General features: G+C 41.6%; 21 protein-coding genes. 3 read left to right on the plus strand and 18 right to left on the minus strand.

What is annotated here, in order from left to right; genetic code table 11:
* Nucleotides 1–11 precede the first annotated feature (11 nt).
* Nucleotides 12–797 (minus strand): ribonuclease HII, encoded by a 786-nt coding sequence (locus tag DB729_RS05650; protein ID WP_109290029.1) that lies wholly within the window; start codon nt 795–797, stop codon nt 12–14.
* A complete protein-coding gene (gene ylqF / locus DB729_RS05655) occupies nt 784–1635 on the minus strand; it encodes a ribosome biogenesis GTPase YlqF (RefSeq protein ID WP_000201310.1) in 852 nt (283 codons plus the stop codon). The genes DB729_RS05650 and ylqF overlap by 14 nt, the downstream gene beginning before the upstream one ends.
* A gap of 215 nt (nt 1636–1850) precedes the next feature.
* Between ylqF and mazE the strand changes: the two genes are divergently transcribed.
* Together mazE and DB729_RS05665 are read left to right on the plus strand one after the other, a co-directional pair.
* Complete coding sequence (gene mazE / locus DB729_RS05660; RefSeq protein WP_001098942.1) at nt 1851–2066, plus strand: type II toxin-antitoxin system PemI/MazE family antitoxin; 216 nt, start codon at nt 1851–1853, stop codon at nt 2064–2066.
* Nucleotides 2050–2406 (plus strand): type II toxin-antitoxin system PemK/MazF family toxin, encoded by a 357-nt coding sequence (locus tag DB729_RS05665; RefSeq protein WP_042902272.1) that lies wholly within the window; start codon nt 2050–2052, stop codon nt 2404–2406. Before mazE ends, DB729_RS05665 begins: the two co-directional genes overlap by 17 nt.
* A gap of 33 nt (nt 2407–2439) precedes the next feature.
* On the opposite strand, the gene DB729_RS05670 is transcribed toward DB729_RS05665, so the two are convergent.
* The 5 genes from DB729_RS05670 to DB729_RS05690 form a co-directional block, all read right to left on the minus strand.
* Nucleotides 2440–3618 carry a hypothetical protein gene (locus DB729_RS05670; RefSeq protein WP_109290028.1) on the minus strand — a complete coding sequence of 393 codons (1179 nt, stop codon included), beginning with the start codon at nt 3616–3618 and terminating at the stop codon, nt 2440–2442.
* Between the two features lie 169 nt (nt 3619–3787).
* Entirely contained in the window at nt 3788–7441 is a 3654-nt protein-coding gene (gene addA / locus DB729_RS05675) for a helicase-exonuclease AddAB subunit AddA (RefSeq protein WP_109290027.1), read from the minus strand.
* Complete coding sequence (gene rexB / locus DB729_RS05680; protein ID WP_109290026.1) at nt 7438–10713, minus strand: ATP-dependent nuclease subunit B; 3276 nt, start codon at nt 10711–10713, stop codon at nt 7438–7440. The genes addA and rexB overlap by 4 nt, the downstream gene beginning before the upstream one ends.
* 106 nt (nt 10714–10819) lie before the next feature.
* Complete coding sequence (locus DB729_RS05685; RefSeq protein WP_109290025.1) at nt 10820–11239, minus strand: EVE domain-containing protein; 420 nt, start codon at nt 11237–11239, stop codon at nt 10820–10822.
* On the minus strand, nt 11232–11693 hold the full coding sequence (locus DB729_RS05690; RefSeq protein WP_109290024.1) for a MarR family winged helix-turn-helix transcriptional regulator: 462 nt from the start codon (nt 11691–11693) through the stop codon (nt 11232–11234). Before DB729_RS05690 ends, DB729_RS05685 begins: the two co-directional genes overlap by 8 nt.
* 146 nt (nt 11694–11839) lie before the next feature.
* Between DB729_RS05690 and DB729_RS05695 the strand changes: the two genes are divergently transcribed.
* A complete protein-coding gene (locus DB729_RS05695) occupies nt 11840–12649 on the plus strand; it encodes a Cof-type HAD-IIB family hydrolase (protein WP_109290023.1) in 810 nt (269 codons plus the stop codon).
* 46 nt (nt 12650–12695) lie between these two features.
* Here DB729_RS05695 and DB729_RS05700 read toward each other — a convergent pair whose 3' ends face one another.
* The 11 genes from DB729_RS05700 to DB729_RS05755 all read right to left on the minus strand — a co-directional run bounded on the left by DB729_RS05700 (nt 12696) and on the right by DB729_RS05755 (nt 23702).
* Nucleotides 12696–13433, minus strand: coding sequence for a TraX family protein (locus tag DB729_RS05700; RefSeq protein ID WP_109290022.1), 738 nt, complete (start codon nt 13431–13433; stop codon nt 12696–12698).
* A 144-nt stretch (nt 13434–13577) separates the two neighbouring features.
* Nucleotides 13578–14453, minus strand: a complete 876-nt coding sequence (aguB, locus tag DB729_RS05705) for an N-carbamoylputrescine amidase (protein ID WP_109290021.1) — start codon at nt 14451–14453, stop codon at nt 13578–13580.
* 9 nt (nt 14454–14462) lie between these two features.
* Nucleotides 14463–15548, minus strand: a complete 1086-nt coding sequence (aguA, locus tag DB729_RS05710; protein WP_109290020.1) for an agmatine deiminase — start codon at nt 15546–15548, stop codon at nt 14463–14465.
* Nucleotides 15545–16672, minus strand: a complete 1128-nt coding sequence (gene nspC / locus DB729_RS05715; RefSeq protein WP_109290019.1) for a carboxynorspermidine decarboxylase — start codon at nt 16670–16672, stop codon at nt 15545–15547. Before nspC ends, aguA begins: the two co-directional genes overlap by 4 nt.
* The gene (locus DB729_RS05720; RefSeq protein ID WP_109290018.1) at nt 16672–17931 is read right to left on the minus strand and encodes a saccharopine dehydrogenase family protein; all 1260 of its coding nucleotides are present in this window, start codon (nt 17929–17931) and stop codon (nt 16672–16674) included. The genes nspC and DB729_RS05720 overlap by 1 nt, the downstream gene beginning before the upstream one ends.
* Entirely contained in the window at nt 17928–18788 is an 861-nt protein-coding gene (speE, locus tag DB729_RS05725) for a polyamine aminopropyltransferase (RefSeq protein WP_000366710.1), read from the minus strand. Before speE ends, DB729_RS05720 begins: the two co-directional genes overlap by 4 nt.
* A complete protein-coding gene (locus DB729_RS05730; RefSeq protein WP_109290017.1) occupies nt 18789–20249 on the minus strand; it encodes an aminotransferase class I/II-fold pyridoxal phosphate-dependent enzyme in 1461 nt (486 codons plus the stop codon). It lies immediately after the preceding gene.
* Nucleotides 20250–20841: 592 nt separating this feature from the next.
* Nucleotides 20842–21858, minus strand: a complete 1017-nt coding sequence (locus DB729_RS05740; protein ID WP_033585225.1) for a hypothetical protein — start codon at nt 21856–21858, stop codon at nt 20842–20844.
* Complete coding sequence (locus DB729_RS05745; protein WP_109290015.1) at nt 21851–22318, minus strand: hypothetical protein; 468 nt, start codon at nt 22316–22318, stop codon at nt 21851–21853. Before DB729_RS05745 ends, DB729_RS05740 begins: the two co-directional genes overlap by 8 nt.
* Before the next feature lie 43 nt (nt 22319–22361).
* Nucleotides 22362–23156, minus strand: a complete 795-nt coding sequence (locus tag DB729_RS05750; RefSeq protein WP_109290014.1) for a DUF4261 domain-containing protein — start codon at nt 23154–23156, stop codon at nt 22362–22364.
* 48 nt (nt 23157–23204) lie between these two features.
* Nucleotides 23205–23702, minus strand: a complete 498-nt coding sequence (locus DB729_RS05755) for a hypothetical protein (RefSeq protein ID WP_033585221.1) — start codon at nt 23700–23702, stop codon at nt 23205–23207.
* Nucleotides 23703–23704: the final 2 nt, after the last annotated feature.

A 23704-nucleotide genomic window follows, 5' to 3' on the forward strand; every position in this document is an offset into this window, starting at 1 on the left:
ATTCATTCCTTCTAACTTAAACTTTCTTTTTCTTCTGCAACCAATGATTTAACGGGTTCAAAGCTGATTCGGTGAATTGGGGTAACTCCTAGTTTCTTGAGTCCGTCTAGATGTTTAGCTGTTCCATATCCTGCATTAGCCGTGAAATCATAGCCGGGATATTGATTATCATAGTCCTTCATAATATTATCCCGTGTCACCTTAGCCACTATAGATGCAGCTGCGATGGAGAGGGAGTTAGCATCTCCTTTGATAATGGAGGTTTGTGAAATTGGTAACTCCAGTTTCATGGCATCTATCAAGAGGTGCTCAGGTTTCGGACTGACCTGGGAAATTGCTTCCTTCATGGCCAGCTTGGTTGCTTCATAGATATTGACTTGGTCGATGACCTGATTATCCATGATACCAATACCGATTGCCAAGGCTTGATCTTGAACAGCATGATAAATTTCCAAATGTTTCTTTTTGGGGATCTTCTTGCTATCGTTGAGGCCTCTAATCTTACAATTTTTCGGCAAGATAACGGCTGCAGCGACTACAGGTCCAGCAAGAGGACCACGGCCAACCTCGTCAACACCTGCAATTAGAGTCAATCCTTGCTTATAAAGTTCTTTTTCATAAGAAAGCATAGTTTCCAGGCGAAGGTCTTCATCCAGTTCAGCCTGAATGGCTTTTTTACGTTTGCTGATTTCCTTTTGAACCCCAGAACGAGGATCCTTTTCCAGTTCAAGAAAAAGGGGATTGTCTAATTCTTTGACAGTGGCAAGAAGTTCTTTGATTTCTTTAATCGTCGTCATCGATGTCGTCCAATGTATCTAAGGTGTAGTTACCGAGCTTTCCATCACGGACTTCCTTGACGAAGAGGCTGTAAAAGCGGTCGTAATCATCTCGGAAACCGAGAGCACGGGTCATATCCATGATGATAACAGGTGCTTCTTCTTCTATCTTCATTTGTTTGAAGCGTTCAGCTAGCTTTTCTGGATAATGTTTTTTGAAATAATTGAGACCAAAAATGGTCACTTCATCCATTGGGAGTAGTTGATCTTTAATTGCTCCAGTCAAGGCTAGTTTCAAAGCAACGGTTTCGTCTTCGAACTTAGGCCAGAGAATCCCTGGTGTGTCTAAAATTTCAAGGTCTTTGTTGGTTTTGAGCCACTGTTGCCCCTTAGTAACACCTGGTTTATTGCCGACAACTGCAATCTTTTTCCCAGCCAAACGGTTCATGAGAGTTGACTTACCAGCATTTGGAATTCCGATAATCATGGTCCGCAAGGTTTCGATCTTGATACCTCGTTCTTTCTGGCGTGCAATCTTATCAGCCATGAGCTTTTTAGCGGCATCCGTCACAACTTTTACAGTCACTTGCTCTTTGGAGTTGATAGCCAGAGTTTGGATTCCCTGTGATTCAAAATACTGACGCCATTCTTTGGTCATTGCTGGGTCTGCTAGGTCAGCCTTGTTCAAAATCAAGAGTTTAGGTTTATCACCCACAATCTTGGTTAACATAGGATTTTGACTAGATAAAGGTAGCCGAGCATCCACCAAAATCGTCACAAAATCAACAAATTTTAAATTCTCCTGAACTTGCCGCCGAGCCTTAGACATGTGGCCCGGAAACCATTGAATAGTAGCCATAATATTTTCCCCTTCCGACTAAAAAAAACGTAGTAAAAACGTTTTCTTTCTTACTACCTATTCTATCATAAATGAGGAACTTTTGCACAGGCTTTGACCACAATAAACGACAAATAGTATTGGTCCGAAACATCCTTGATGCCAGTCAGGATTTACTTGACTTTTTTTGCCAACAGGTATATACTTAGTGTATACTAATTCGTGGAGGTAGAGCAATGAATACAGTAAAGACTCGGAAGGTGGGGAATTCGCTCACTGTGACCATTCCTAAAAATTTGGGGATGACAGAAGGTCAAGAAATGGTCGTCTACAAAGGGATTGACGGAGTCATTGTCTTAGCTCCAAAACTGAAAGATCCTTTTGATGGGATTACTGATTTGAGAATGACAAATGATTTTGAAGGAGTAAGGTCACTTGATAGCGAAATCTGAGTATATTCCTGAAAAGCAGGATATCATTTGGCTGGACTTTGATCCATCAGTCGGTCGAGAAATCCAGAAACGGCGACCTGCCTTGGTAGTTTCTAGGAGAGAATATGCCTTGCAAACTGGTTTTGTAGCTGTCTGTCCTATCACTCATGGCCAACAACGCTTGGCAGAAAAAGGCTTGCTCGTTCCTGTCTCGTCGGACAAGGTAGATGGCGCTGTCAATCCATTTCAACTGTATACCTTTGATTTTCGGATGCGTAATGCTCAAAAAATAACAAGAATGGACACACAATGTTTTCAGAAAGTCGTCCAACTTTACCAGTACATCTTTGGAGATACTTAAATCCTACCATGCATAGACAAGGTAGGATTTTTTCTATATGAGTAACCTATCTAAAAACGGATGAAGACAATTGAGGAGAATCCCTCTAGTCCAGCTTTCTTGTGCAGATGACAGATGTTCTGCCTGAAGGCATTCTTTTAAAAATTCAGCAGCTTGTTCCGGAGCAATCTCAAACTCAAAGGCTTTCATCTTGTAAAAAAAGTCGATGAGATGCTCAGATAAGTATTCATCTGAAAAGCGTACTTCTCCACTTTTTCGATATTCTAATAGGAGCCGAGAAAATCTGGATTTTTCATCAGGCAAATCCCGAAAATAGGAATTGAGAAGCCAAGTCTGCTTCTGCTTTCGTTCAATAGGATCTTGATTTGCAATCCGCTGATCCTTTTTCAGCTCCTTTTGGTTTTGTTTAGCCTTGATAGCCCGTTCATCTCTATTTTTTCCAAAGAGGATTTTCTCCCATTTTCGTTCTTCTTGGGTCAAGGTTTCTGTAAAGCCAAAGTAATCTTGATAGGCTCGTTCTGCAGGTCCCATGGCAAGAATGAGGTTGTCAGCGTATTGCTTGGCGATTTTATCTCTCTTCTTGCGTTCTTTCTCTGCTTGAATTCGTAGATGCTGCTCGTAGTCGATTTTCTCCTTGCCTAGTTTGACAAGGTAGAGTTGGTCATCGGTCTTACCAAGTAAAAAAGGTTTGATACACTTTTTCAGCACTTCTTCCATACGAGCCTTCTTCTTTGGCTCTGCCTTGGTCCAACTTCCGCCTTGAAAGACCTCTAGGAAGAGCTGATAGTCTCTCTCAGGCGCGAATTGATTGCCACGATTGGCTTTGAAAACACCTTTTTCCCAAAACCATTTTAGAAGTTGTTCGTCAAAGTCGCTTTTAGTGACCTTGATTTTTTCCTTTTTCTGAGCCTTTCTGGTTAGGTTTTCAACTTTTCTGAGTAGTTTTTCTTCCTCTTCTAGTTGCTGGTCAAGGGACAATCGATGAAAATGGCGAACACAGTCGCTTCCTATAGGAAAGAGACGTTGGCCTGTAACTCCGTTAAAGAGTTCGTAGGAGTATTTTATGGCGTTCCCGCAAACACAATTACTACGGCCAATGCCATTAAAAATCAAGGAAACTTCATTCCATTCCTTAGTGGCTTGATCCCAAGTATCAGCTTTTGAAGCTTGTAAAACCGCATCGTGCAGGGATTTTCTAACTGGAAGTGTCATGAGGTCTCCTTTCTAATACTCAATGAAAATCAAAGAGCAAACTAGGAAGCTAGCCGTAGGTTGCTCAAAACACAGTTTTGAGGTTGTGGATAGAACTGACGAAGTCAGTCACCTATATACGGCAAGGTGAAGCTGACGTGGTTTGAATTTGATTTTCGAAGAGTATAAATTATACTTTTACAACTTGAACCTCATCTTTACCGAGCAAAATCAAGTATTTTTCAATGTTTTCAATCGAATAGGCTCGTGATAAAGCCTCTCCGTATAGGGCTAACTGACCACGATAGCGGTCTATGAGTTGACTTGGTTGATCGTAACGGTCTGTCTTATAGTCGAAAAGAATAATTCTGTCCTCATAAAGTAGATAGCCGTCCAAGATCCCACGAACAACAAAATCTTCCTGACTCTTTTGATCTTTTTTGAGCATAGAGAAAGGTTGCTCGCGATAAAGATGGTCTGTATTAGCAAGAATTTCCTGACCAAGTGCTGTGTCAAAGAATGCAAGGATTTTAGCAAGATTGATATTTTTTCTAACAGCTGGACTAGCTTGAACTTGTTTGAGAGTTTCTGTCAAGCTAGCAAGTGTTGGTTGCTGACTGAGGTCAATTCTCTGCATGAGTTCGTGAGTGGCACTACCAATCTCAGATCCAGTTACCTTTTCTTTAGTTGAAAAATCTGGTAAATCAAAGCTGATTTGCTTTTCCGGTGATGGAGTTTGGTTAGTAATTTCTACCCCTTCCATATCCATAACGGGTTCGTAGAATTTCTTGATTTGGCTTGGGGTTTGAACACTTGGTAGTTCAATGGCTGCGCGGTGAAGAGTATTATAAATTTCCACATCTTTCAGCATTTCCAAAGCTTCTTTGATGGTTTCTGACTGGCGGTTGTCTGCTTGAGAACTATCTTGGAGAGGACTCTTGTTTTCCAACTGACCAATAGCTTCCCTAGTCAACTGGTCTTCACCAATAAAACGATAGCTAAAGTTGAGATTGTCCTTGGCAAATACTTTACTGATAGCCCAGACCCAATCTTGGAAATTTCTTACTTGCAGTCTGGTATTGCTATCTAATTTTCCGTTATTTGCTGCTGGGTATTCCTTGGCTTCTAGCTTTTCACGAGAACCCTTGCCGACAAGATAGAGCTTTTTCTCAGCTCTCGTCATGGCAACATACAGCAGACGCATCTGCTCTGAATAGCTAGCCAGTTGCAGTTCTTTCTCATTCTGCGTATAAGTTAAGCTAGGAATAGAGAGTTTAATGGTTTTAGGATAGTGTGCTTCCACTGCTCCTGTTTCCACGTTGGCAATGTATTTGACACCAAGCCCATTTTGACGACTGAGAATAACGTCTGACATCGAGTCTTGCTTGTTGAAGTCCTGATCCATATTGAGGATAAAGACGTAAGGAAATTCCAATCCTTTGCTCTTGTGAATGGTCATAAGTTCCACGGCATCTTTAGGCGGTGCGACGGCTACGCTTGCGAGATCGTGCTGGGCTTCTAGGACTTGGTCAATCATACGGATAAAACGAGACAAGCCTTTGAAATTGCTCTTTTCAAACTGGTCAGCACGTAGCGCTAGGGCATAGAGATTGGCCTGTCTAGCAGGTCCGTTTGGCAAGGCTCCAACATAGTCATAGTAAAAACGGTCGTTGTAAATCTTCCAAATCAAGTCATAGAGAGAGTGGGTTTTGGCATACAAGCGCCAAGAATCCAAAATATCCATGAACTGATTTAATTTTTCCGCTAGAGATTTATGAATCAAGTTTTTCTGACTTGTTGCGAGTTTTTGAGCATTAACAAGTTTCTCATAGAAATTTTCTTGGACCTTATCTTCTACTTTCTGAAGGGATAAGCGTGCCAACTCGTCCTCATCAAAACCAAACATAGGAGACTTCATAAGGGCTACCAAGGCATAGTCTTGCAGAGGATTGTGAATGACTCGCAGGGTGTCCAACATGACTTGCACTTCTAGGGATTGGAGATAATTGTTTTGCTCCCCGTCTGTTTTGACAGGAATTCCGTACTCTGACAGAGCGAGGAGGATCTGGTCATTACGACTGCGACTGGAAGTCAAAAGGGCAATTTCTTTGAAGGCTACACCTTTTTCTTGATGGAGCTTCAAGATTTCCTTGATAACTAGGCGCATTTCTCCTGTGAGTTTCGTTTCTGCTTGGCTCTCTTCCTCCTCTTGCCCACTATCGTCCTTGTCGTAGAGGAGAAACTCTGCCTTGTTCTCAGGATTGGGAGTTAGTTTGATGTTGGCAAAAACAAGCTGGTGCATGCTATCATAGTTGATTTCGCCGACCTCTTGGTCCATGAGACGTTCAAATACATCGTTGGTTGCTGATAGCACTTCTGAACTACTACGGAAATTTTCCTTGAGCAAAATCAGCTTTCCTTCTTGAGGATTTTGCGCATAGCGTTGAAATTTTTCATTGAAAATCTGGGGATCTGCCTGACGGAAACGGTAGATGGACTGCTTGATATCTCCCACCATAAAGCGATTGTGGCCATTCGACAGCAGTTCCAGCATTCGTTCTTGAATATGGTTGGTATCTTGATACTCATCGACCATGACTTCATGGAAACGTTCCTGATAAGCCTCACGAACTTGTGGGAAATTCTCTAAAATCTCAATGGTGTAATGACTGATATCAGCAAATTCAAAAGCATTTTCCTGGCGTTTACGTTCTCGATAAGCTTCCACAAAATCACTCATAAAGGTTTGGAAGATTTTAGCTAGATCACAGGTGTCTTCATGATAACGCTCTTGGTAGTCGAGAACCGTTATCTGGTCCGCCAGTTGTCCTAGTTTAGCAAACTGGGACTTTCTCTCCTCATTGTAGGCATCTGCCAGTGGCTTCAAATCAGCCTTTCGACTAGAGTTAGCTAGAGCCCGACCATTTTTCTCCTTAGAGATGGCGACAATACGAGCAAGCACTTCTTGATAAGCCAGACTATCGGACTCTTGATTTAAGGAGCTAATTTCATCCAGAACCTGTTGAACAGCTTCTAAATAGGCAGCTTTTGGAAACTCCTTGGCATCGTTATACAGATGGTAACGGAAGAAACTTTCCAAGTCCCAAAGCGCTTGCTTGATTTGCTCGGTCAGTTTGTCTTTTTCAATTGCAAAGTCAGCTTCTTCAAACCCTTTGAGAAAAGAGTTGCTCAGCCATTTTTGGGGACTACTGGTGGATTGAAGAAAATCATAGATTTTGTAGACCTGCTGGCGCAGACCACGTTCATCCTTGCCACGCCCTGCAAAGTTCTTGACCAAACGACTAAATTTCTCTTTATTTTCACCTTGGTAATGGGATTCAAACACCTGATGAAAAACTTCATTTTTGAGGATTAACTGTTCGCTTTCATTTTGTAGAATACGAAAGTTTGGTGCAATATCAATCAGGTAGCCATGTTTACCGAGGAATTTTTGTGTGAAGGAGTCCATGGTTCCGATGGCAGCGTTTGGCAGATCAGCCAACTGTCGTCCCAAGTGTTGTTTGAGATCAACATCATCGGTTTCTTGGATTTGCTGGCTGATTTTCTTCTCCAAACGTTCCTTAAGCTCTGTAGCAGCCTTGACGGTAAAGGTCGAGATAAAGAGTTGGCTGATTTCCACGCCACGTGCTAATTGGTCAAGAATGCGCTCGGCCATAACAAAGGTTTTCCCTGAACCAGCTGACGCTGAAACAAGGATATTTTGCCCTGCAGTATAAATGGCTTCGATTTGCTCGGCAGTTTTCTTCTGTTCCTTGCTCGAACTCGCTTCTGCTTCTTGCAGTTTTTGAATTTCCTCCTCAGTTAAAAAGGGGATGGGCTTCATCGATTCAACTCCTCTCTCATTTTCTCAAACCAAGCTTGCTTGAGTTTTTCTCCGACCAGACGTTTGCCGTCAGACAACTCTAATTTCTCAAGGAAACGGGCTTGTCCCAAGTGGTAATTGGCTTCAAAACCTGTAATGGCTTGATGTTGCTGAACGTATGGGGCAATACTTCTGCCATTCTCTGTGTATGGATTAATGGCAAAATGGCCTTCTAAAATCTTTTCAGCAGCCTTCTTGTAAAGATGGGCATTGTAGTCCAATAAGAGCTGGAATTCCTCGTCTGTCAGCTGATTAGCCTTGTTTTTGTTGTAAAATTCGCCCAAGTGACTGCTTTCTTTCTCTAAAAAGAGTCCCTGGTATTTCATAGACTTGCTGACTTCTGCTACTGCTCCTGCCAGACTTTTAACAGCTAATAAAGATTGGACAGGCTCAGCCATTTCCAAGTACATGGCACCGAAAAAGTTCTGCTCCCCTTCTCTTTTTAGGGCAGCAAGATAGGTAGGCAGTTGGGAATTAAGCCCATTAAAGAAATGAGGAAACTGGAATTGGGTCAAACTAGACTTATAGTCCACCACTCCTAGCGCTCCATCAGCTTTCAGGCGGTCAATACGGTCAACCTTGCCTCGCACATGGACACTGCGACCATTATCCAATTGAATAAAGGCTTGATCTTTACCACCAAATGTTGCCTCCTCTTGAATGGTTTCGATAGCTGGATTATGACGAAGGATATGGCCCGTAGTTCGCGCGACATCAAGTAGAACTTCCTTGGTAAACTGGGCTTCCAAACTTTCCTGATAAATAGCTTCAAATTCGCGTTCTTGGCTGGTTTCCTTGATAGCTTGCTCCAAACGCTGATCAAAGGAATTTTCAGCAGGTAGTTTCAAGGCACGTTCAAAAATACGGTGCAAGAAATTCCCGTGACTGCGAGCATCTGGACGCAGGCGCAATTCTTCCTGCAAACCTAAGACATAACGGAGGAAATAACTGTATTCATTGCGGTAAAACTCTGTCAAACCAGACGTAGACAGGTAAAACTCCTTGTCAGCTGGATAGAGAGCCTGCAAGGTCTCTTTCTCTAATGGTTTGCTGCTTGGACTGGTTGGGAGAGCAGGATTTGCAAGACCTTTTTGATCAAGTTTTTTACCCATCACACGCGCCAGAACCTTGACAAAGGTGACATCTTGCTCATTTTCACTAGAAGTAGCTTGTTGATGATAGGCAACTAGACTAGACAAGAGACTGTGATAAGAACCCATATCATCCTTAGACAGACCTTTGTGATGAATCTTCTTCTCTATCCGGCTAAATCCAAAATGGACTAGCTCTTGAAGATAGGCCGATTCCTTACTCTCATTTTCATTGAGAAGACTTGGAGCTGATAACACCAACTGCTTGCGGGCAGCATTAACTAAGGAAAGCATAGTATAGCGATTTTTCTTGAGATTTTCACTACTTGCAATCAGTAATTGCGCTCCCTCTTCAGTCGCTTGGTTTAGGCTTTGTCTTTCTTCGTCTGTTAACAGACTGGTGTTTTGCGCAATTTTGGGTAAATAATCCTGAGTCAGCCCAATGGCGTAGACAAAGTCAGCGGTCAGAGGGGCAATCAGATCGTAACTCTGCACCAGAACAGTATCAACAGTTGCTGGAATGGTGCGATACTGGGACAAACTCATCCCAGAATGAAGCAAGGACAGGAAGTCCTCTAGACTAACTTGTGAACCGGAAAAAACGGTCGCAAATTGTTCTAAAACATGGCAGAAGGCTTTCCAAACTTCGGCTTGTCTTTCCTGTTCTAGTGTTTCCATAGTAGCTGTCAATTCTTGCATCTGCTTGCTTAAAGCAGCATTTTTTAGAAAAGTATTCCACTTTTGCAAGAGATTTTCAGCCTTTTGTTTTCGACTGGCAAATAAGGTTTCAAGTGGCGCCAAAACGCGCAGACGAAGAGAATTTAAACGCTCTAAATCAAATTTTCCATGGTGGGATTTGGTAAAGGTCTGCTGAAAAGCTGGCAAGCCATTGATACCAAGATAGCGGAGATATTGCTCGAAAGCATCAATATCCGCTTGGCTAAGGTCAGTATACAGACCAGTTCTGAGGAGATTAATCAAATCTTCCTGACGGAAACGGTAACGTTTCAAACGCAAAATAGATTCGACATACTGGGTTAAGGGATGGTGAGCCATGGATTCACTTCTACCAAGATAGAAAGGAATCTGATACTGGTCAAAAATAGTTTTCAGTGATAGCTGGTAAGAAGCCACATCACCCAAGAGAATACGAAAATGCTTGTAACTCAGTTCTGGATGGTCATGTAATTTCTGACGAATGCTACGTGCTATTAACTCCAACTCCTCTTTTTGTGTCAAACAAGACCAGATTTGCAGATTTTCACGATCTTTCTCATCGACATCTAAAGCGAGTTCTGAAAAATCATAAGAAGACTCCAGCAAACGAGATGCCTTGTCAAAACTATCTATTTTCTCATGAGTCTGAGAACGATCCTGAGCAGGTGTTTGGTATTTTGCCCCCAAATGATGAAGAAATTCCACACTGGCTTGGTAGAGATTCCCTTCAGAGAACGGACTGATATAGGCTTTTTTACTAGCATAAGCCCCGATGACAATCTCAACACCCTTGCCATGAAGTAAATCCACAATCCGCTCTTCCTCTGCAGAAAAACGGGTAAATCCATCAATGACAAGGGCAATTTGAGTAAAATCACTACTTACCTTGCCATTCTCAATAGCCTCAATCAAATGTGACAACTGACTTCCCTGAGCCAACTGACCTTGATTGAGATAGGCTGTTACTTTCTCAAAAATCAAGAGCAAGTCTGCTCGCTTGTCTTCATCTGTCAAACTCTCCAAGTCCAAAAAACTCATCTGAGCAGTCGTCATCTCGTGATAAAGTTCAACCAACTGCTGGATAAATTGAGTATCCTGCTTAATCGCACCATAAACACGCAAGTCCTTGGGATCGAGTTCAGCAAGGCATTTATAAAAGGCCATTCCAAGGCCGATGTCATCTAGACTCGTCTTGGTTGGCAAATCATTCAAGACTAAGTAACGAGCCATCTGAGCAAAACGCGTGACGGTAATCGCAAAAGAAGCCTGCTGGGACAAGCATTTCAGCACGGCGCGTTCCTTTTCAAAAGAAAGAGAGTTGGGGGCAATGTAGAAGACCCGCTTGTCAGCAGCAACAAGCTCTTCTGCCTCTCTCGTTAAAATTTCAGTCAAAGAAGTCCCAATATCAGTATAAAGTAATTTCATCTCAGCCTCGTTTGCTTTATCAAAGTTTCTTACTCTATTATAGCAAAGTTCGCTTCACAGTCCAAATCCAAAATTCTAGTTGACAATCATTTAATTAGCAAATCAATCATGCTTCATCATCCACTTTCATATGCTGAAAGATATAGAGAAAAAAGTCTTTGGAAACTTCAAAATGCCCATAACGAAGTCGAGAAGTATAGTCTTTCCATTCAGGATGTTGTCTGGCTATTTCTATGAAGCAATCTTTGACTGGTTGATAATACTCGACATTTCGTCTAAAGGGAAAGAATCCTTCAAACTGCTCTACTTGATAGGCCTTGTCGTCTATAATTTTACCTACGGCCACAAAAGCCTGTAACTTGTCTTGACCGTTCATATCGTATTTTGGACTATAGTATAAAAGATAGTCACCTTTTTTCATACGGTTTAAGGGGCCGCCCTTTCCATGACAGACCTGACAAAAATTCCCTTCAACTCCTCTTAAAACATGGTTCTTCGAAACAACTCCGACCCAATATCTAGGCATTTTTATCCTCCAACTCTACTAACATGCGATTAAAAACTTCTCTATCGTTAGATAGTTTTTCAAAAAATTCTTCATCAACCCCTTCTACTAAAGGTAAAGCTTGATTGACCTTCTCTGCGCCAGAATTCGTCACTGAAACCAGTTTTGCCCGACTATCCTTTGGGTGTTGATCACGTCTAATGTAGTCTTTCTTCTCCAGTAACCTAACAATCTGGGAAACCGTCATGACATCCATACCAGTGAACCGAGCAATATCAACTTGAGTTACATATTCCTCTCTATTGGACAAAAACAAGAGCGAGGTTAAAACGATAAATTGGGGCAAAGTGAGTCCAACCGATTTCAAGACTCTTTTCAAATTGCTTTCCCACTTGTTGTAGACTTTGATGAAAAGAAGACCTGTAGACTCTGTTTCATCATTTTTGTAAATTGAATTAAAGTGATACTTTGACATTTTTTCTCCTTAAATATTAAGTATACATATTATATAAGAATTTATTTTGTTTTTCAAGAAAAGGAAGCTTGAATTTTACAATTCTGTCAGACATTTCATAGTCTATATGCTATAATAAAAGCAAAACACCTAGAAAAGGAAGTCTTATGATTAAACTACTAGCCTTGGATATGGACGGAACCCTCCTTAACGAAGCCAAGGAAATTCCACAAGCCCACATTACTGCCATTCACCAAGCCATTGAAAAAGGTGTCAAACTGGTTCTCTGTACAGGTCGCCCGCTTTTCGGTGTCCTCCCCTACTATAAAAAACTAGGACTTGACCTCCAGAACGAGTACGTCATCGTCAATAACGGTTGTTCAACCCACCAGACCAGTGACTGGGGGCTAGTTGACTGGCAAGAACTCAGTCCAACTGACATCGAATACCTCTATGACCTAGCTGAAAAAAGTGATGTTCAGTTGACTCTTTTTGATGAGGAACACTATTTTGTCCTCGGTGGTAAGCCTAATCAAATCGTTCAAAATGATGCCAAGCTTGTCTTTTCAGACCTGACTGAAATCTCCCTTGAGGAAGCTACCAGTGGTAAGTATCGCATGTTCCAAGGCATGTTTTTAGGAACAAAAGAGCAAACAGACGATTTTGAGCAGCGATTTGCTGAGGAACTCTGCCAACGATTTAGCGGAGTTCGTTCGCAGCCTGTCATTTATGAAGCTATGCCACTTGGAACGACAAAGGCTACTGCTCTTTCACGTCTAGCTCAGATTTTGAAGATTGATTCCTCAGAAATCATGGCCATAGGCGATGCTAATAACGATATCGAAATGCTTCAGTTTGCAGGACTTGGCATTGCTATGGGAAATGCCAGCGACCATGTCAAATCCCTTGCTAATGACGTTACAGCCAGCAATGAAGAAGAAGGCGTTGCGCGTGCGATTGAGAAGTATATTTTATAAAAAAGAAAAGCAAATAGACAGAAATTACTGCTATTTGCTTTTTTTGCTATTTAACCAAATAAGCAATCAAGGTTATAATCCATAGATGAGCTGGGTAGAAAATATAAAAGAAATATTTACTCCAACTGGTTTCTTTTCCTCGCTGTCCATTATAAAGTGCCATAAAAGGAAATACGGTGATAAAGAGCCAGTCAGAATTGTAAAGCATCATTTCCAGTGTTTGGTACCATGTGTCGTAGATTTGGATGGAAGTCACTAACAAGAAGGCCCACAGAAAGGCATATAGGAGATTTCGCAAGCCCTTGCGATTTCGACAAGAGTAACTAATCAAGAGAAATTGTAGCATGGTGATGCCACCCTCAGTAAAAAGACACCCGAAAATCAAGAGCCCAGCAAGCCCAATACGACGCCACAACTTCTCCTTTTTATCCAACTCTTTTCTGGGAAAACCAATCCAAAGCATGGTGACACCGATGGCCAAAGTCAAGAAAATATTATTAGTAACCATTACACCCTTAGAGGCAAACAGAGTATTGAGAAGGCTATTTCCAGCAAACATGATAAGCGCCCAAGACCAGAGGCGGATGAGGTAGTTTTTCAAATTTCGAGTATGGATGAAGCCTTCCATAGCCATATAGGCAAACCAAACTCCCACACAACGGGTCAAGGCGTGAAAGATACCTTCCCACAAAGGAGAAACGATTCCTGTAATATGCGGAATATGGTCTAGAACCATTACTGCCGCCATCAGATACTTCAACTGCGTTGCATTCCATTTTTTCATAATAAACCTCTTTCTTTTTGATCTACATAGAGTATAGCATACATTTCCGCGTATAATCGTACACCTATCTTACATTTAAAAAGCCTATCTTACATTTTTGTAAGACAGGCATGAATATCAAAAATTTATTATGAAAGTTACCTTCTAGTCCGTAATTCGTTGGTACATTTCTGGTCTTCTATCTCGAAACAGTCCCCAGTTGAGGCGTTCACTTGCTCCTTTGTCAAGGTCATAGGTCGCTAACAGAACAGCTTCACCTTGTCTTTCAGCTTTCTCTAGAATAGTTCCTGTTTCATCCGTCATAAAGGAGGAACCGTAGAAGTCAAGACTGGAACTCTGTCCGCCATTTTCCTCACTAGGAGTGACTTCCTCCACACCATAACGATTGGCTGCAATGACTGGGACAATATTAGCTGCTGCGTGCCCTTGCATAGTACGTTGCCAGTGACCACAACTGTCTGTATCCAAAATTGGCTCTGAACCGATAGCGGTTGGGTAAAAGAGCAATTCTGCCCCATTCAACGCAAGACAGCGCGCTGTTTCAGGGAACCATTGATCCCAACAGATGCCAATCCCAATCTTAGCGTAGCGAGTATCCCAGACCTTGAAACCAGTGTTACCAGGCGTGAAATAGAACTTTTCTTGATAATAATGGTCATCTGGTATGTGGGTCTTCCGATAAACACCCAGCACTTCTCCATCAGCATCAATGACGGCGATAGAATTATACAAGACATTGCCATCTTTTTCATAGAAACTAATCGGTAGAACAACCTGTAGTTCCTTAGCAATCACTTTAAAATGCTGAATGGCGGTATTTTCTGTCACTGACTGAGCATATTGGTAGTAGTTATACTGGCGTTCCTGACAGAAATAGGGGCGTTCAAACAACTCGGGTAAGAGGATGATTTGTGCGCCTTGTTCCGTAGCTTGACGTACTAGACGTTCCGCTGTTTGGATATTTGTTGCTACATCCTTAGCACATTGCATCTGGATTGCTGCAACTCTAACATTTCTCATCTTTTTCTCCTATTCTGGGATTTGTTGGGTGATACAGTGGATATTGCCACCACCTAATAGAATATCTCTGGCTGGAATTCCGACAACTTTACGGTCTGGGAAACACTTGCTGAGGATATCTAGGGCCACTTGGTCATTGACATCCTGAAATTGTGGCACTAAGACAGACTTGTTGGCAATATAAAAGTTTACATAGGAGGCCGCAAGACGTTCACCTGCATATCGCTCCTCTTCACCTTCTTCATAGATGTAGCCTGGCAGATCCTCTTCGGTTACAACTTGATGAAGCGCTGGGATTGGCAATTTATGAATGGTGAAGGGACGCCCTTTTGCATCTGTTTCTTTTTTTAAAAGCTCAAGGTCAGCTGCAGACATGGCATACTGAGGATCATTTTGATCATCTGTCCAAGCCAAGACAAGTTCTGCAGGACCAACGAAAGTGGCAACATTGTCAACGTGTTCATTGGTTTCGTCCTGATAAATACCATAAGGCAGCCAGATAACTTTTTCAGCGCCAAGATAGTTCAATAATCTTCTCTCTATTTCCTCTTTACTGAGATGAGGATTGCGACCAGCACTAAGTAAGCAACTTTCAGTCACAAGAATGGTTCCTTGACCGTCGCTGTGTATGGCTCCGCCTTCCAGTACAAAAGGTTTAGCATCGTAAACAGGCATTTCCAACGCCTCAGCAAAGCGACTGGCTACTTGGTCATCATCTTCATAATCTTGGTAGAGGCCATCGACTGCACCACCCCAGGCATTGAAAGACCAGTCTACTGCCAACTTTTCTCTTTTATCATTGACGAGAATGGTCGGACCCGTATCACGCGCCCATGCATCATTTGTCGGAATATCTAAATAAACAACCTTGTCTCCAAGATAAGATTGGGTTTCAGATAGATGGGCCTGATCCACCAAGAGATAGACTCTTTCCCCTTCTGCTATGTTTTTTATAATTTGGCTAAATGCTCTTTTGGCAGCCTTTCCTTGAAAGGGCCATGAACCTGGTCGAGTTGGCCATATCATGAGGGTGCCATGATGGGGCTCGTATTCTGCTGGCATGCGATAGCCTAATTTTTTGGGACTGTCCATCATGATAATCTCCCTTTAAAATCTTGATAGCCAAAGGATTTGACTAAGCTGCAGTCACCTTGCTCGTCCATAAGATAGAGACTTGGCAATCCAATACCATTAAAGGTATTGTTTTTGACAAATGAGTAAATAGCCATATCTTCAAAATAAAGTCTATCACCGATTTGGACTGGATTTTCAAAACTATAATCACCAATCACATCACCCGTCAGGCAGGTATTGGAAGAAAGTCTATAGGTATGGGGTTTTTCCTGCGGTTCAAATCCATTTCTCAAAGGTGGACGATAGGGCATCTCAAGTACGTCAGGCATATGGCAGGTAGCGGACGCATCTAAAACCAAGATATCCATACCATTTTCGACAATATCCAATACTTCAGTTGCTAGATAACCCGCATTGAGCGCAATAGCTTCACCAGGCTCGATATAAACTTCAAGATTGTAAGTTTCTCGGATACGCTTGATTTCAGAAATCAGCAAATCCACATCATAGTCTTCTCTCGTTATGTGGTGTCCTCCACCCATATTGAGCCATTTTACTTGATGTAAGTAGGGTCCAAACTGCGCTTCTACAGCTTTCAAAGTTGTTTCTAAATCATCTGCCCCCTGCTCACAAAGGGTATGAAAATGAAGACCATCTACTAAGTCCAGCAAATCACTAGGAATCTTGTCTATAGTGACTCCAAAACGGGATCCAGGTGCACAAGGATCGTAGAGCGCGTGATCACCTTGGGTAGAACATTGAGGGTTGAGGCGCAAACCGACACTGATACCAGCCTCTCGACAACGAGCACCATGTTTACGCAACTGTCTCTCCGAGTTGAAGACGATATGGTCCGTTATCTCCAGCAATTCCTCCAAGTCTGCATCCTTGAAAGCAGGTGCAAATACATGGACTTCCCCCGGAAACTCTTCTCTAGCTAACTTAGCCTCATAGAGACCACTAGCCGTCGTACCTGACAGATACTGACTAATCAAGGGATAGGTTTTGTAGAGGGAATAAGCCTTCTGAGCAAGTAAAACCTTGCAGCCCGCTTCTTCCTGAACTTGCTGTAAAATCCGGCAATTTTCCTCTAGTTTGGCTAAGTCAATGACGTAGGCTGGTGTTGGTACTTGTTCTAACTTCATTAGTCCACCATTTGCGGATTTTCAACCACAACCCAAGGCAAGCCATACTCATTCAAAGCTTCCATAAATGGATCTGGATCCAATTCTTCAAGATTATAAACCCCAGGTTGTTTCCAAGTACCATTCATCACTAATTTTGTCCCAATCATGGCTGGAACACCAGTCGTGTAAGAAATGGCTTGTGAACCAACTTCTGCGTAACATTCCTGATGGTCGCAAACATTGTAGATATAGATGGTCTTTTCAACACCGTCTTTGACACCTGTAAAGATACAGCCGATATTGGTTTTTCCAACAGTGCGTGGGCCAAGGCTGGCAGGATCAGGAAGCAAGGCTTTTAAGAATTGAATCGGCACAATGTCTTGTCCATTAAAGTTAATAGCATCCGTACGAAGGAGACCAACGTTTTCCAAGCATTTCATATGCGTTAGATAAGATTGACCAAAAGTCATAAAGAAACGAATACGTTTGACTCCAGGAATGTTTTTGGCCAATGATTCGATTTCTTCATGGTGAAGAAGATACATGTCTTTTTGTCCAACTTGAGGGAAATCATACTCACGCTTGATAGACATAGCTTCAACTTCGACCCATTTTCCATCTTCCCAGTAAGAACCTGGCGCAGAAACCTCGCGGAGATTGATTTCTGGGTTAAAGTTTGTTGCAAATGGATAACCGTGGTCACCACCATTACAGTCTAAAATATCGATATAGTGGATTTCATCAAAATAGTGTTTCAAAGCATAAGCTGAAAAGACACTGGTCACACCTGGGTCGAAACCAGAACCAAGAAGAGCAGTTAAGCCCGCTTCTTTGAATTTCTCCTGATATGCCCATTGCCATGAGTAGTCAAAGTAAGCTGTAAAACCAAGTTCCTTGCAGCGTTTTTCATAAATGGCACGCCATTCTGGGTCTTCTGTATCTTCAGCCTCATAGTTGGCAGTATCGATATAGTGGACACCTGTCGCCAAACAAGCATCCATGATGGTTAAATCTTGATAAGGCAGAGCTACGTTCAAAACAGCTTCTGGCTTGTAACTTTCAATCAAGGCAATCACGTCTTCTACCTTATCAGCATCAAGAGCAGCTGTCTCAATCTTTGTACTTGTTTTCCCTTCTAATTTAGCCTTCAAGTCATCACATTTTGACTTGGTACGGCTAGCAATCATAATCTCTGTAAAGGTTTCGCTATCTTGGCAAATCTTTGAAATAGCAACTTGGGCAACGCCCCCACATCCGATAACTAATAAACGACTCATTTTTTTCCTTCCTCTTCTTCTAAAATGTCCTCAACATACTTGGGCAACATAAAGGCCCCCACATGTAAGTTTGCAGTGTAGTATTCTGTGAAAAGCTGGCGTTTTTTCCAGCCTTCCTTGTCAAAATCTTTGATAGGGTGGTATTTTTTCGATGCAAATCCAAATAGCCAATAGCCAGCTGGACTGGTTGGGATATGGGCCTGATAGACTCGGCTGATTGGAAAGGCTTGATTGACCTTACGGTGCATGCTTCGGCAAGCTGACTCATCTTCGTCAAAAAAAGGACTACCATGCTGGTAAATCATGATACCATCTTCTTTAAGAGCGCGATAACTATTGCCGTAAAATTCCTTGGTAAAGAGCCCTTCCGTATGTCCAAATGGATCTGTCGCATCGTTGATGATAATATCGTAGTCATCTTCACAGTTTCGCAAAAAGCGAAGACCATTTTGGTAGTAAATGGTAACACGAGGATCATCTAGCCCTGCAGCAAAGTCTGGGAAATACTCACGACAGACTTCAACCAACATCTCATCCGGTTCCACAATATCGATTTGTTCCAGTTCAGGATAGAGTGTTAATACTTGGGCAACACCGCCGTCACCACCCCCAATAACCAATACTTTCTTTGGATTTGGATGGACAGCCATGGGTACGTGGACGGTCATTTCATTGTAAACAAAATCATCTGCATCTGAAAACAAGACATGGCCATTTAAGATTAATATTTTCCCAAAAGCTGGTGTATCTAATACCTCTATATCCTGCCATTCACTTTTTCCAGCGTAAAGTTGCTTGGCTGTTCTCAAGGACAATTTCACATCTGGAGTATGAACTTCAGAAAACCATAAATCCATCTAGTTCTCCTTTCTATCAATAACGTTGATGTGATTGACCTCTGGATCTTCCGTCCCTTGGAGGGAGCAACCACGTTCTTTGGCAAATAGGATATAATCCACAATTTCTCGTGTAATACGTTCACCTGGTGCTAGAATCGGGATCCCTGGAGGATAACACATGACAAATTCTCCACAGACTTGTCCGACTGATTCGTCTAAGGTCAAACTTTTTCTCTCTGAATAAAAGGCTTCTTGAGGAGAAAGGACCAACTCTGGTTGGATATATTCTCCAGCTATCAAGTCCTTTCCATCTCTTGAGTAGAGTCTCTTGATATCAGCCAAAGCACCGACCAAACGTTCGATATCTTGGATGCGGTCACCAATTGAAATGTATGCCAAGATATTACCAATATCACCAAATTCGATCTGAATGTCGTATTCATCTCGCAAGAGGTCATAAACCTCGATACCTGTTAGCCCAATTCCCTGAGTATAAACTGACAGCTTGGTCACGTCAAAATCACAGACCGATGCACCATCTATCAACTCTTTTGAGTAGGCATAGTAGCCACCGATAGCATTGATTTCACGACGAGCGTACTCGGATAGCTCAATGACTTTCTCAAAGGATTCTTTGCCTCGAAGAGCTAAGTTCCGACGCGAAATATCCAGACTAGCCATCAACAAGTAAGAGGCAGATGTAGACTGGGTCAGGTTGATAATCTGACGAACGTACTCAGGATTCATCTGCTCCCCGATAAGAAGGATGGAGCTCTGGGTCAAACTCCCACCAGACTTATGCATAGAAACCGCCGCCATATCCGCTCCAGCGTCCATAGCAGATAATGGCAATTTATCTGTAAAATGCAAATGCGCTCCATGGGCTTCATCCACTAAAACCAGCATGCCAGCTTCGTGAGCCATCTCTGTTAATCCTCTCAGATCCGAACAAATCCCATAGTAAGTAGGATTATTGATTAGGATAGCTTTAGCGTCTGGATGTTCCTTAATGGCCTGGGCAGCCCGGTCATTTTCAAGACCTAAAGCGATGCCGATTTTAGGATCCACACTCATCTCGATATAGATGGGAATGGCTCCACATAGAACCAACGCATTGATAGCAGATTTGTGGACATTTCGTGGCAGAATAATCTTATCTCCAGCCTTACAGGTGGAAAGAATCATGGTTTGAACTGATGAGGTTGTACCGCCAATCATGAGAAAGACATGGGCTGCACCAAAAGCATCCGCAGCTAATTCCTCCGCATCCCGAATAATCGAAATGGGGTGACCAAGATTATCCAATGGTTTCATCGAATTAACATCAATACCAACACATTTTTCCCCTAACAGTTCGACCAATTCTGGATTTCCCCGTCCACGCTTGTGACCTGGCACATCAAAGGGAACAATCCTTTTCTTGCGTAGTTTGACCAAGGCCTCGTAAATTGGGGCTTGGTTTTGATCTAACTTCTTCAAGACATACTCCTTCACCGTATTTTTAGCACCTCAAGAAGATAGAGGCGACTAAAGGTTGACTTATGAAAAAAGAGCAGGTCTTCACCTGCTCTGCAATCTTCTGACGTGTGTATTTTGGTTTCTGTTGAGTATGTCTGTTCCTGATGTTTCCTAACTCTCTAGTAGCAAATATTACGTACTTTATTGATCGTTTCACAAGATGACGTGTGCTTTCACCACACTAAAAATTTATGAATTAGGACAAACGTCCTAACATCAACTTATAAAAGTAGGCTTTTAACCCTATCAATAATGTGGCCTTTCAACCACGCTTCGGCATTCAACCCTGCCTGTCCGTAGGCATTTTTTACTCGGGTTTATATTTGCTAGAAAACATCATCTCATTTTCTAAGCCTTATAACTATACCATGTTTATAAGAGCTTGTAAAGGATTTTGTGAAACTTTTTTAAACAATTTCTTTTTTTGTTCGTGAAATATTACTCAACAATAAAAAGAAACCGTTTAAAATTGAAATCAAAAAACAAAAACAGGAACTAAATTGATTAGTTCCTTTGTTGAATCATAAGTATAGTCAGTTATTCAAAATCTTATCTACTTATCTCGTGCTACTTGAACAGCTAGTTCAAAATCAGTCATCATATAATTTTCATCTAGGCGGATGAGACCATAGTACTCATTCCAAAATAGCGAATCACTGTTGCTGGACCACTTTAATCCATACCATAGTTGAGTGACATCATTTGTATTTGATGGTGGAATTGACCATAGATGCTTCTTGAAAATTTCTTGAACAAGCGGAACATCTAGTCTAGTAGTCAAGTCAAGTTCATTTAATTTGAAAGTAATAGAATGTTTTTTCGCTGCCTCAATACTGTCCTTGTTAAATCGAACCTGAATAACCTTAGAATCTTCTATAGCCACATCATGGTCCTCAGCACCGTAAAAGGAAATACTGCCCAGTACTATGCCATCTTTTGCTAGGAGATAGGGAGCATAAGGAACAGCATTGCTATCAAGCCTGAAGCCTTTTTCGATGGTAACTGTTTTATCTCCAGGATACTTTTGGAAACTGCCATCTGTCAGGAGCTCTTCGTAGTCGCTACCACCATCGCCCTGTCTTACATAGATGTCAAAACCAGCATCCATCAGCTCACTGGCTTTAGTTTCTGCTAAAATGATTTTACTTTCATTAATTTGCAAAATTGGTGCTTGAGGTGGCAAACCAATCGTGAGATTAAACATGACTCCTACCAGAAAGACCATCAAAGTTATAAGGAGGGCAAGTAAAGACTTTCCAGTCCTTTTTCTTGCATTGAAAAGAGCCATTAGAGCAGGTAGGAGGATCATTTTGGCTAAAATAGAATTCCCCACACCACCTCTATTTAAGGTCTGAAAAGCAAAGACTCCTGCAATAGCAATCAGGGACAGGTAGACCAAAATCTCACCTAGACCCAGCTTTTCAGTTCGAGTCTGTTGGTTTACAGGCGTTTCGTACAATGACTGCCCATTCTCTTTCCTCTTTTTTAGAAAGAGATAAAAGCCCAGACCAAGTAGCAGATTAAAGATTGCAAAAACTATTAAAGTACCTATTATCGCCGTTCTAGCCATGGCTCTCTACTCCTTTATGTTCTCTCACAAATCTTATCTTTCTCTTTAGTACCCAATTCCCAATCAATAAAACCAGCAAGAAGAAGGGGCCGCCTTCTATCAGCACAATGGGTAAAGCCACTAGAGCAATCATCAAAAAACTAGCTTTCTTCTGACGCCAACTACCGCCCCATTCTCCGTTTATCAGTGACCCTAAATAGTCGATGTAGTCAGTAAACCAAGCCAATAAGGGATTTTGAATATCATTAGCCCTAAGGTAAATGAACAAAGCAGAATTTAGCAAAACATAAAGAATTCCAAGGACTAGAATAATCTTTTGACTAGTTCGAGTAGCCTCTAGAACGATTTTTTCTCTCTTCTCTGGTTTTATTTCCTTGAGACTTGGATTCTTACAAGAGAGTTTTTCAAATCTAAAGGCCAGAAATCGGTAGAGATAATACTTTTTTATATCATGCTTCATAAAACCTCCAATCTAGGAAGGATAATTATTTATAAATCATGGTTTAAATATCTAATTTCAAGGAATTGCCTTCCAAATAGACAGCTTTTGACTCAGTGATTTTGATTTTTTGACCTTCTGAAAAGCCAATGGTTTCACCATCCTTTAAGGTGACATCACTGCCTAAAACATACTGAAGAATAGACAGGAGGAAATAATATAAGTCATCGCTATTCATAGGAGACTCGATAATTTCAATCTCAGTTTTTCCAAACTCTTTCAAACCATAAGTGTAAATGCTGGTCTTATCTTTCTGATTGATAATCCCCATATAGATCCAGAGTTGAAGGGGAAGCATTTCTTCTTTCAAAAGGTCTGCCAGGTCTAGATAAAGATCTTTAGGCAAAAGCAATGTAGCAGAACCTTGATAAATACCAATAGCTGATTGACTAGTTTTTAGGATAGAGGCATTGACTTTAGTTAATAGGGAATAAGTTTCTACTGGCGAAAGATTGTCAGACAAAATAGAAACAATGGCGTGTTGTGTGTGCTCCTGTGTATCCTTCTCAACATCCTGCCAGAGGTAAGAATAGGCATACAATTCTTCAAATTCTTGACTTGGGATAGGCAAATCCATTAAAGCCAGCGCAACGAGAGCACCATCAATCACAAATGTTGCACTAGAATCATCCCCAGAAACTTCAGAAATTTCAAGCGCCCAGTGAGATTTCAATTCCTGAACGACCTGGTCTAAAGAATAGGCCTGCTTGCCTTTGAAGAGAGGCATGGACAAGTTCAGTTGTTTTTTCTTCTCTGACTTTTCTTTCTTACTTGTAAATAGATTTTTTAAAAAATTCACAGGACTTCTCCTTTTTCTCATATCAGTTGGAAAGCAAAGCTCTCTTACTCAAAGTAAGTCGCCATACCAAGTTTCCTCATCCTCAAAACCGTAAAATTTCTCATCAAGTAGCCAATTTCCATCCACCAATCTAAGTACAAACTGATGCTTCATTTCTAAAGCTTCTTGATAATGGGTGATGACTCTTGCTTCTTCAGCCTTTGTCATGATGAAATCTACAGAAAAATCATTCCTTTTAACATAGTTATACTCACTTGGGGAGCTATAAGAAATTCGAACTCCTCCTTCCAAGTAATTTTGAGTCACTCGTCCAGTTAGAAGTTGCATTTGCCTCTGAAAATAGTCATCCATAAGTTCATTCCACTTGGGATGAATTTGATTTGCTGGGATGCCAAGGCCTTCTTTTTCCTTATCCAGTGCTCTGTTACGCTCAAAAATCTCCTCTTCTAACAAGGTTAAACTTTTGAGTAAATCAAGCAAGGGTGGGATGATTATTTCCGCCATAGCTCGATAGTTTTCAGGGGTATTTTTATAGTTCACTCTCATGA

Origin of the sequence: Streptococcus halitosis, from assembly GCF_003143695.2 — a bacterium.
GTDB classification, from domain to species: domain Bacteria; phylum Bacillota; class Bacilli; order Lactobacillales; family Streptococcaceae; genus Streptococcus; species Streptococcus halitosis.

Bases quoted from the DNA above. Each gene is read 5' to 3' on its own strand.
- DB729_RS05650 (WP_109290029.1), bottom strand. From the start codon at position 797: ATGACGACGATTAAAGAAATCAAAGAACTTCTTGCCACTGTCAAAGAA.
- ylqF (WP_000201310.1), bottom strand. From the start codon at position 1,635: ATGGCTACTATTCAATGGTTTCCGGGCCACATGTCTAAGGCTCGGCGG.
- mazE (WP_001098942.1), top strand. From the start codon at position 1,851: ATGAATACAGTAAAGACTCGGAAGGTGGGGAATTCGCTCACTGTGACC.
- DB729_RS05670 (WP_109290028.1), bottom strand. From the start codon at position 3,618: ATGACACTTCCAGTTAGAAAATCCCTGCACGATGCGGTTTTACAAGCT.
- addA (WP_109290027.1), bottom strand. From the start codon at position 7,441: ATGAAGCCCATCCCCTTTTTAACTGAGGAGGAAATTCAAAAACTGCAA.
- rexB (WP_109290026.1), bottom strand. From the start codon at position 10,713: ATGAAATTACTTTATACTGATATTGGGACTTCTTTGACTGAAATTTTA.
- DB729_RS05685 (WP_109290025.1), bottom strand. From the start codon at position 11,239: ATGCCTAGATATTGGGTCGGAGTTGTTTCGAAGAACCATGTTTTAAGA.
- DB729_RS05690 (WP_109290024.1), bottom strand. From the start codon at position 11,693: ATGTCAAAGTATCACTTTAATTCAATTTACAAAAATGATGAAACAGAG.
- DB729_RS05695 (WP_109290023.1), top strand. From the start codon at position 11,840: ATGATTAAACTACTAGCCTTGGATATGGACGGAACCCTCCTTAACGAA.
- DB729_RS05700 (WP_109290022.1), bottom strand. From the start codon at position 13,433: ATGAAAAAATGGAATGCAACGCAGTTGAAGTATCTGATGGCGGCAGTA.
- aguB (WP_109290021.1), bottom strand. From the start codon at position 14,453: ATGAGAAATGTTAGAGTTGCAGCAATCCAGATGCAATGTGCTAAGGAT.
- aguA (WP_109290020.1), bottom strand. From the start codon at position 15,548: ATGATGGACAGTCCCAAAAAATTAGGCTATCGCATGCCAGCAGAATAC.
- nspC (WP_109290019.1), bottom strand. From the start codon at position 16,672: ATGAAGTTAGAACAAGTACCAACACCAGCCTACGTCATTGACTTAGCC.
- DB729_RS05720 (WP_109290018.1), bottom strand. From the start codon at position 17,931: ATGAGTCGTTTATTAGTTATCGGATGTGGGGGCGTTGCCCAAGTTGCT.
- speE (WP_000366710.1), bottom strand. From the start codon at position 18,788: ATGGATTTATGGTTTTCTGAAGTTCATACTCCAGATGTGAAATTGTCC.
- DB729_RS05740 (WP_033585225.1), bottom strand. From the start codon at position 21,858: ATGGCTAGAACGGCGATAATAGGTACTTTAATAGTTTTTGCAATCTTT.
- DB729_RS05745 (WP_109290015.1), bottom strand. From the start codon at position 22,318: ATGAAGCATGATATAAAAAAGTATTATCTCTACCGATTTCTGGCCTTT.
- DB729_RS05755 (WP_033585221.1), bottom strand. From the start codon at position 23,702: ATGAGAGTGAACTATAAAAATACCCCTGAAAACTATCGAGCTATGGCG.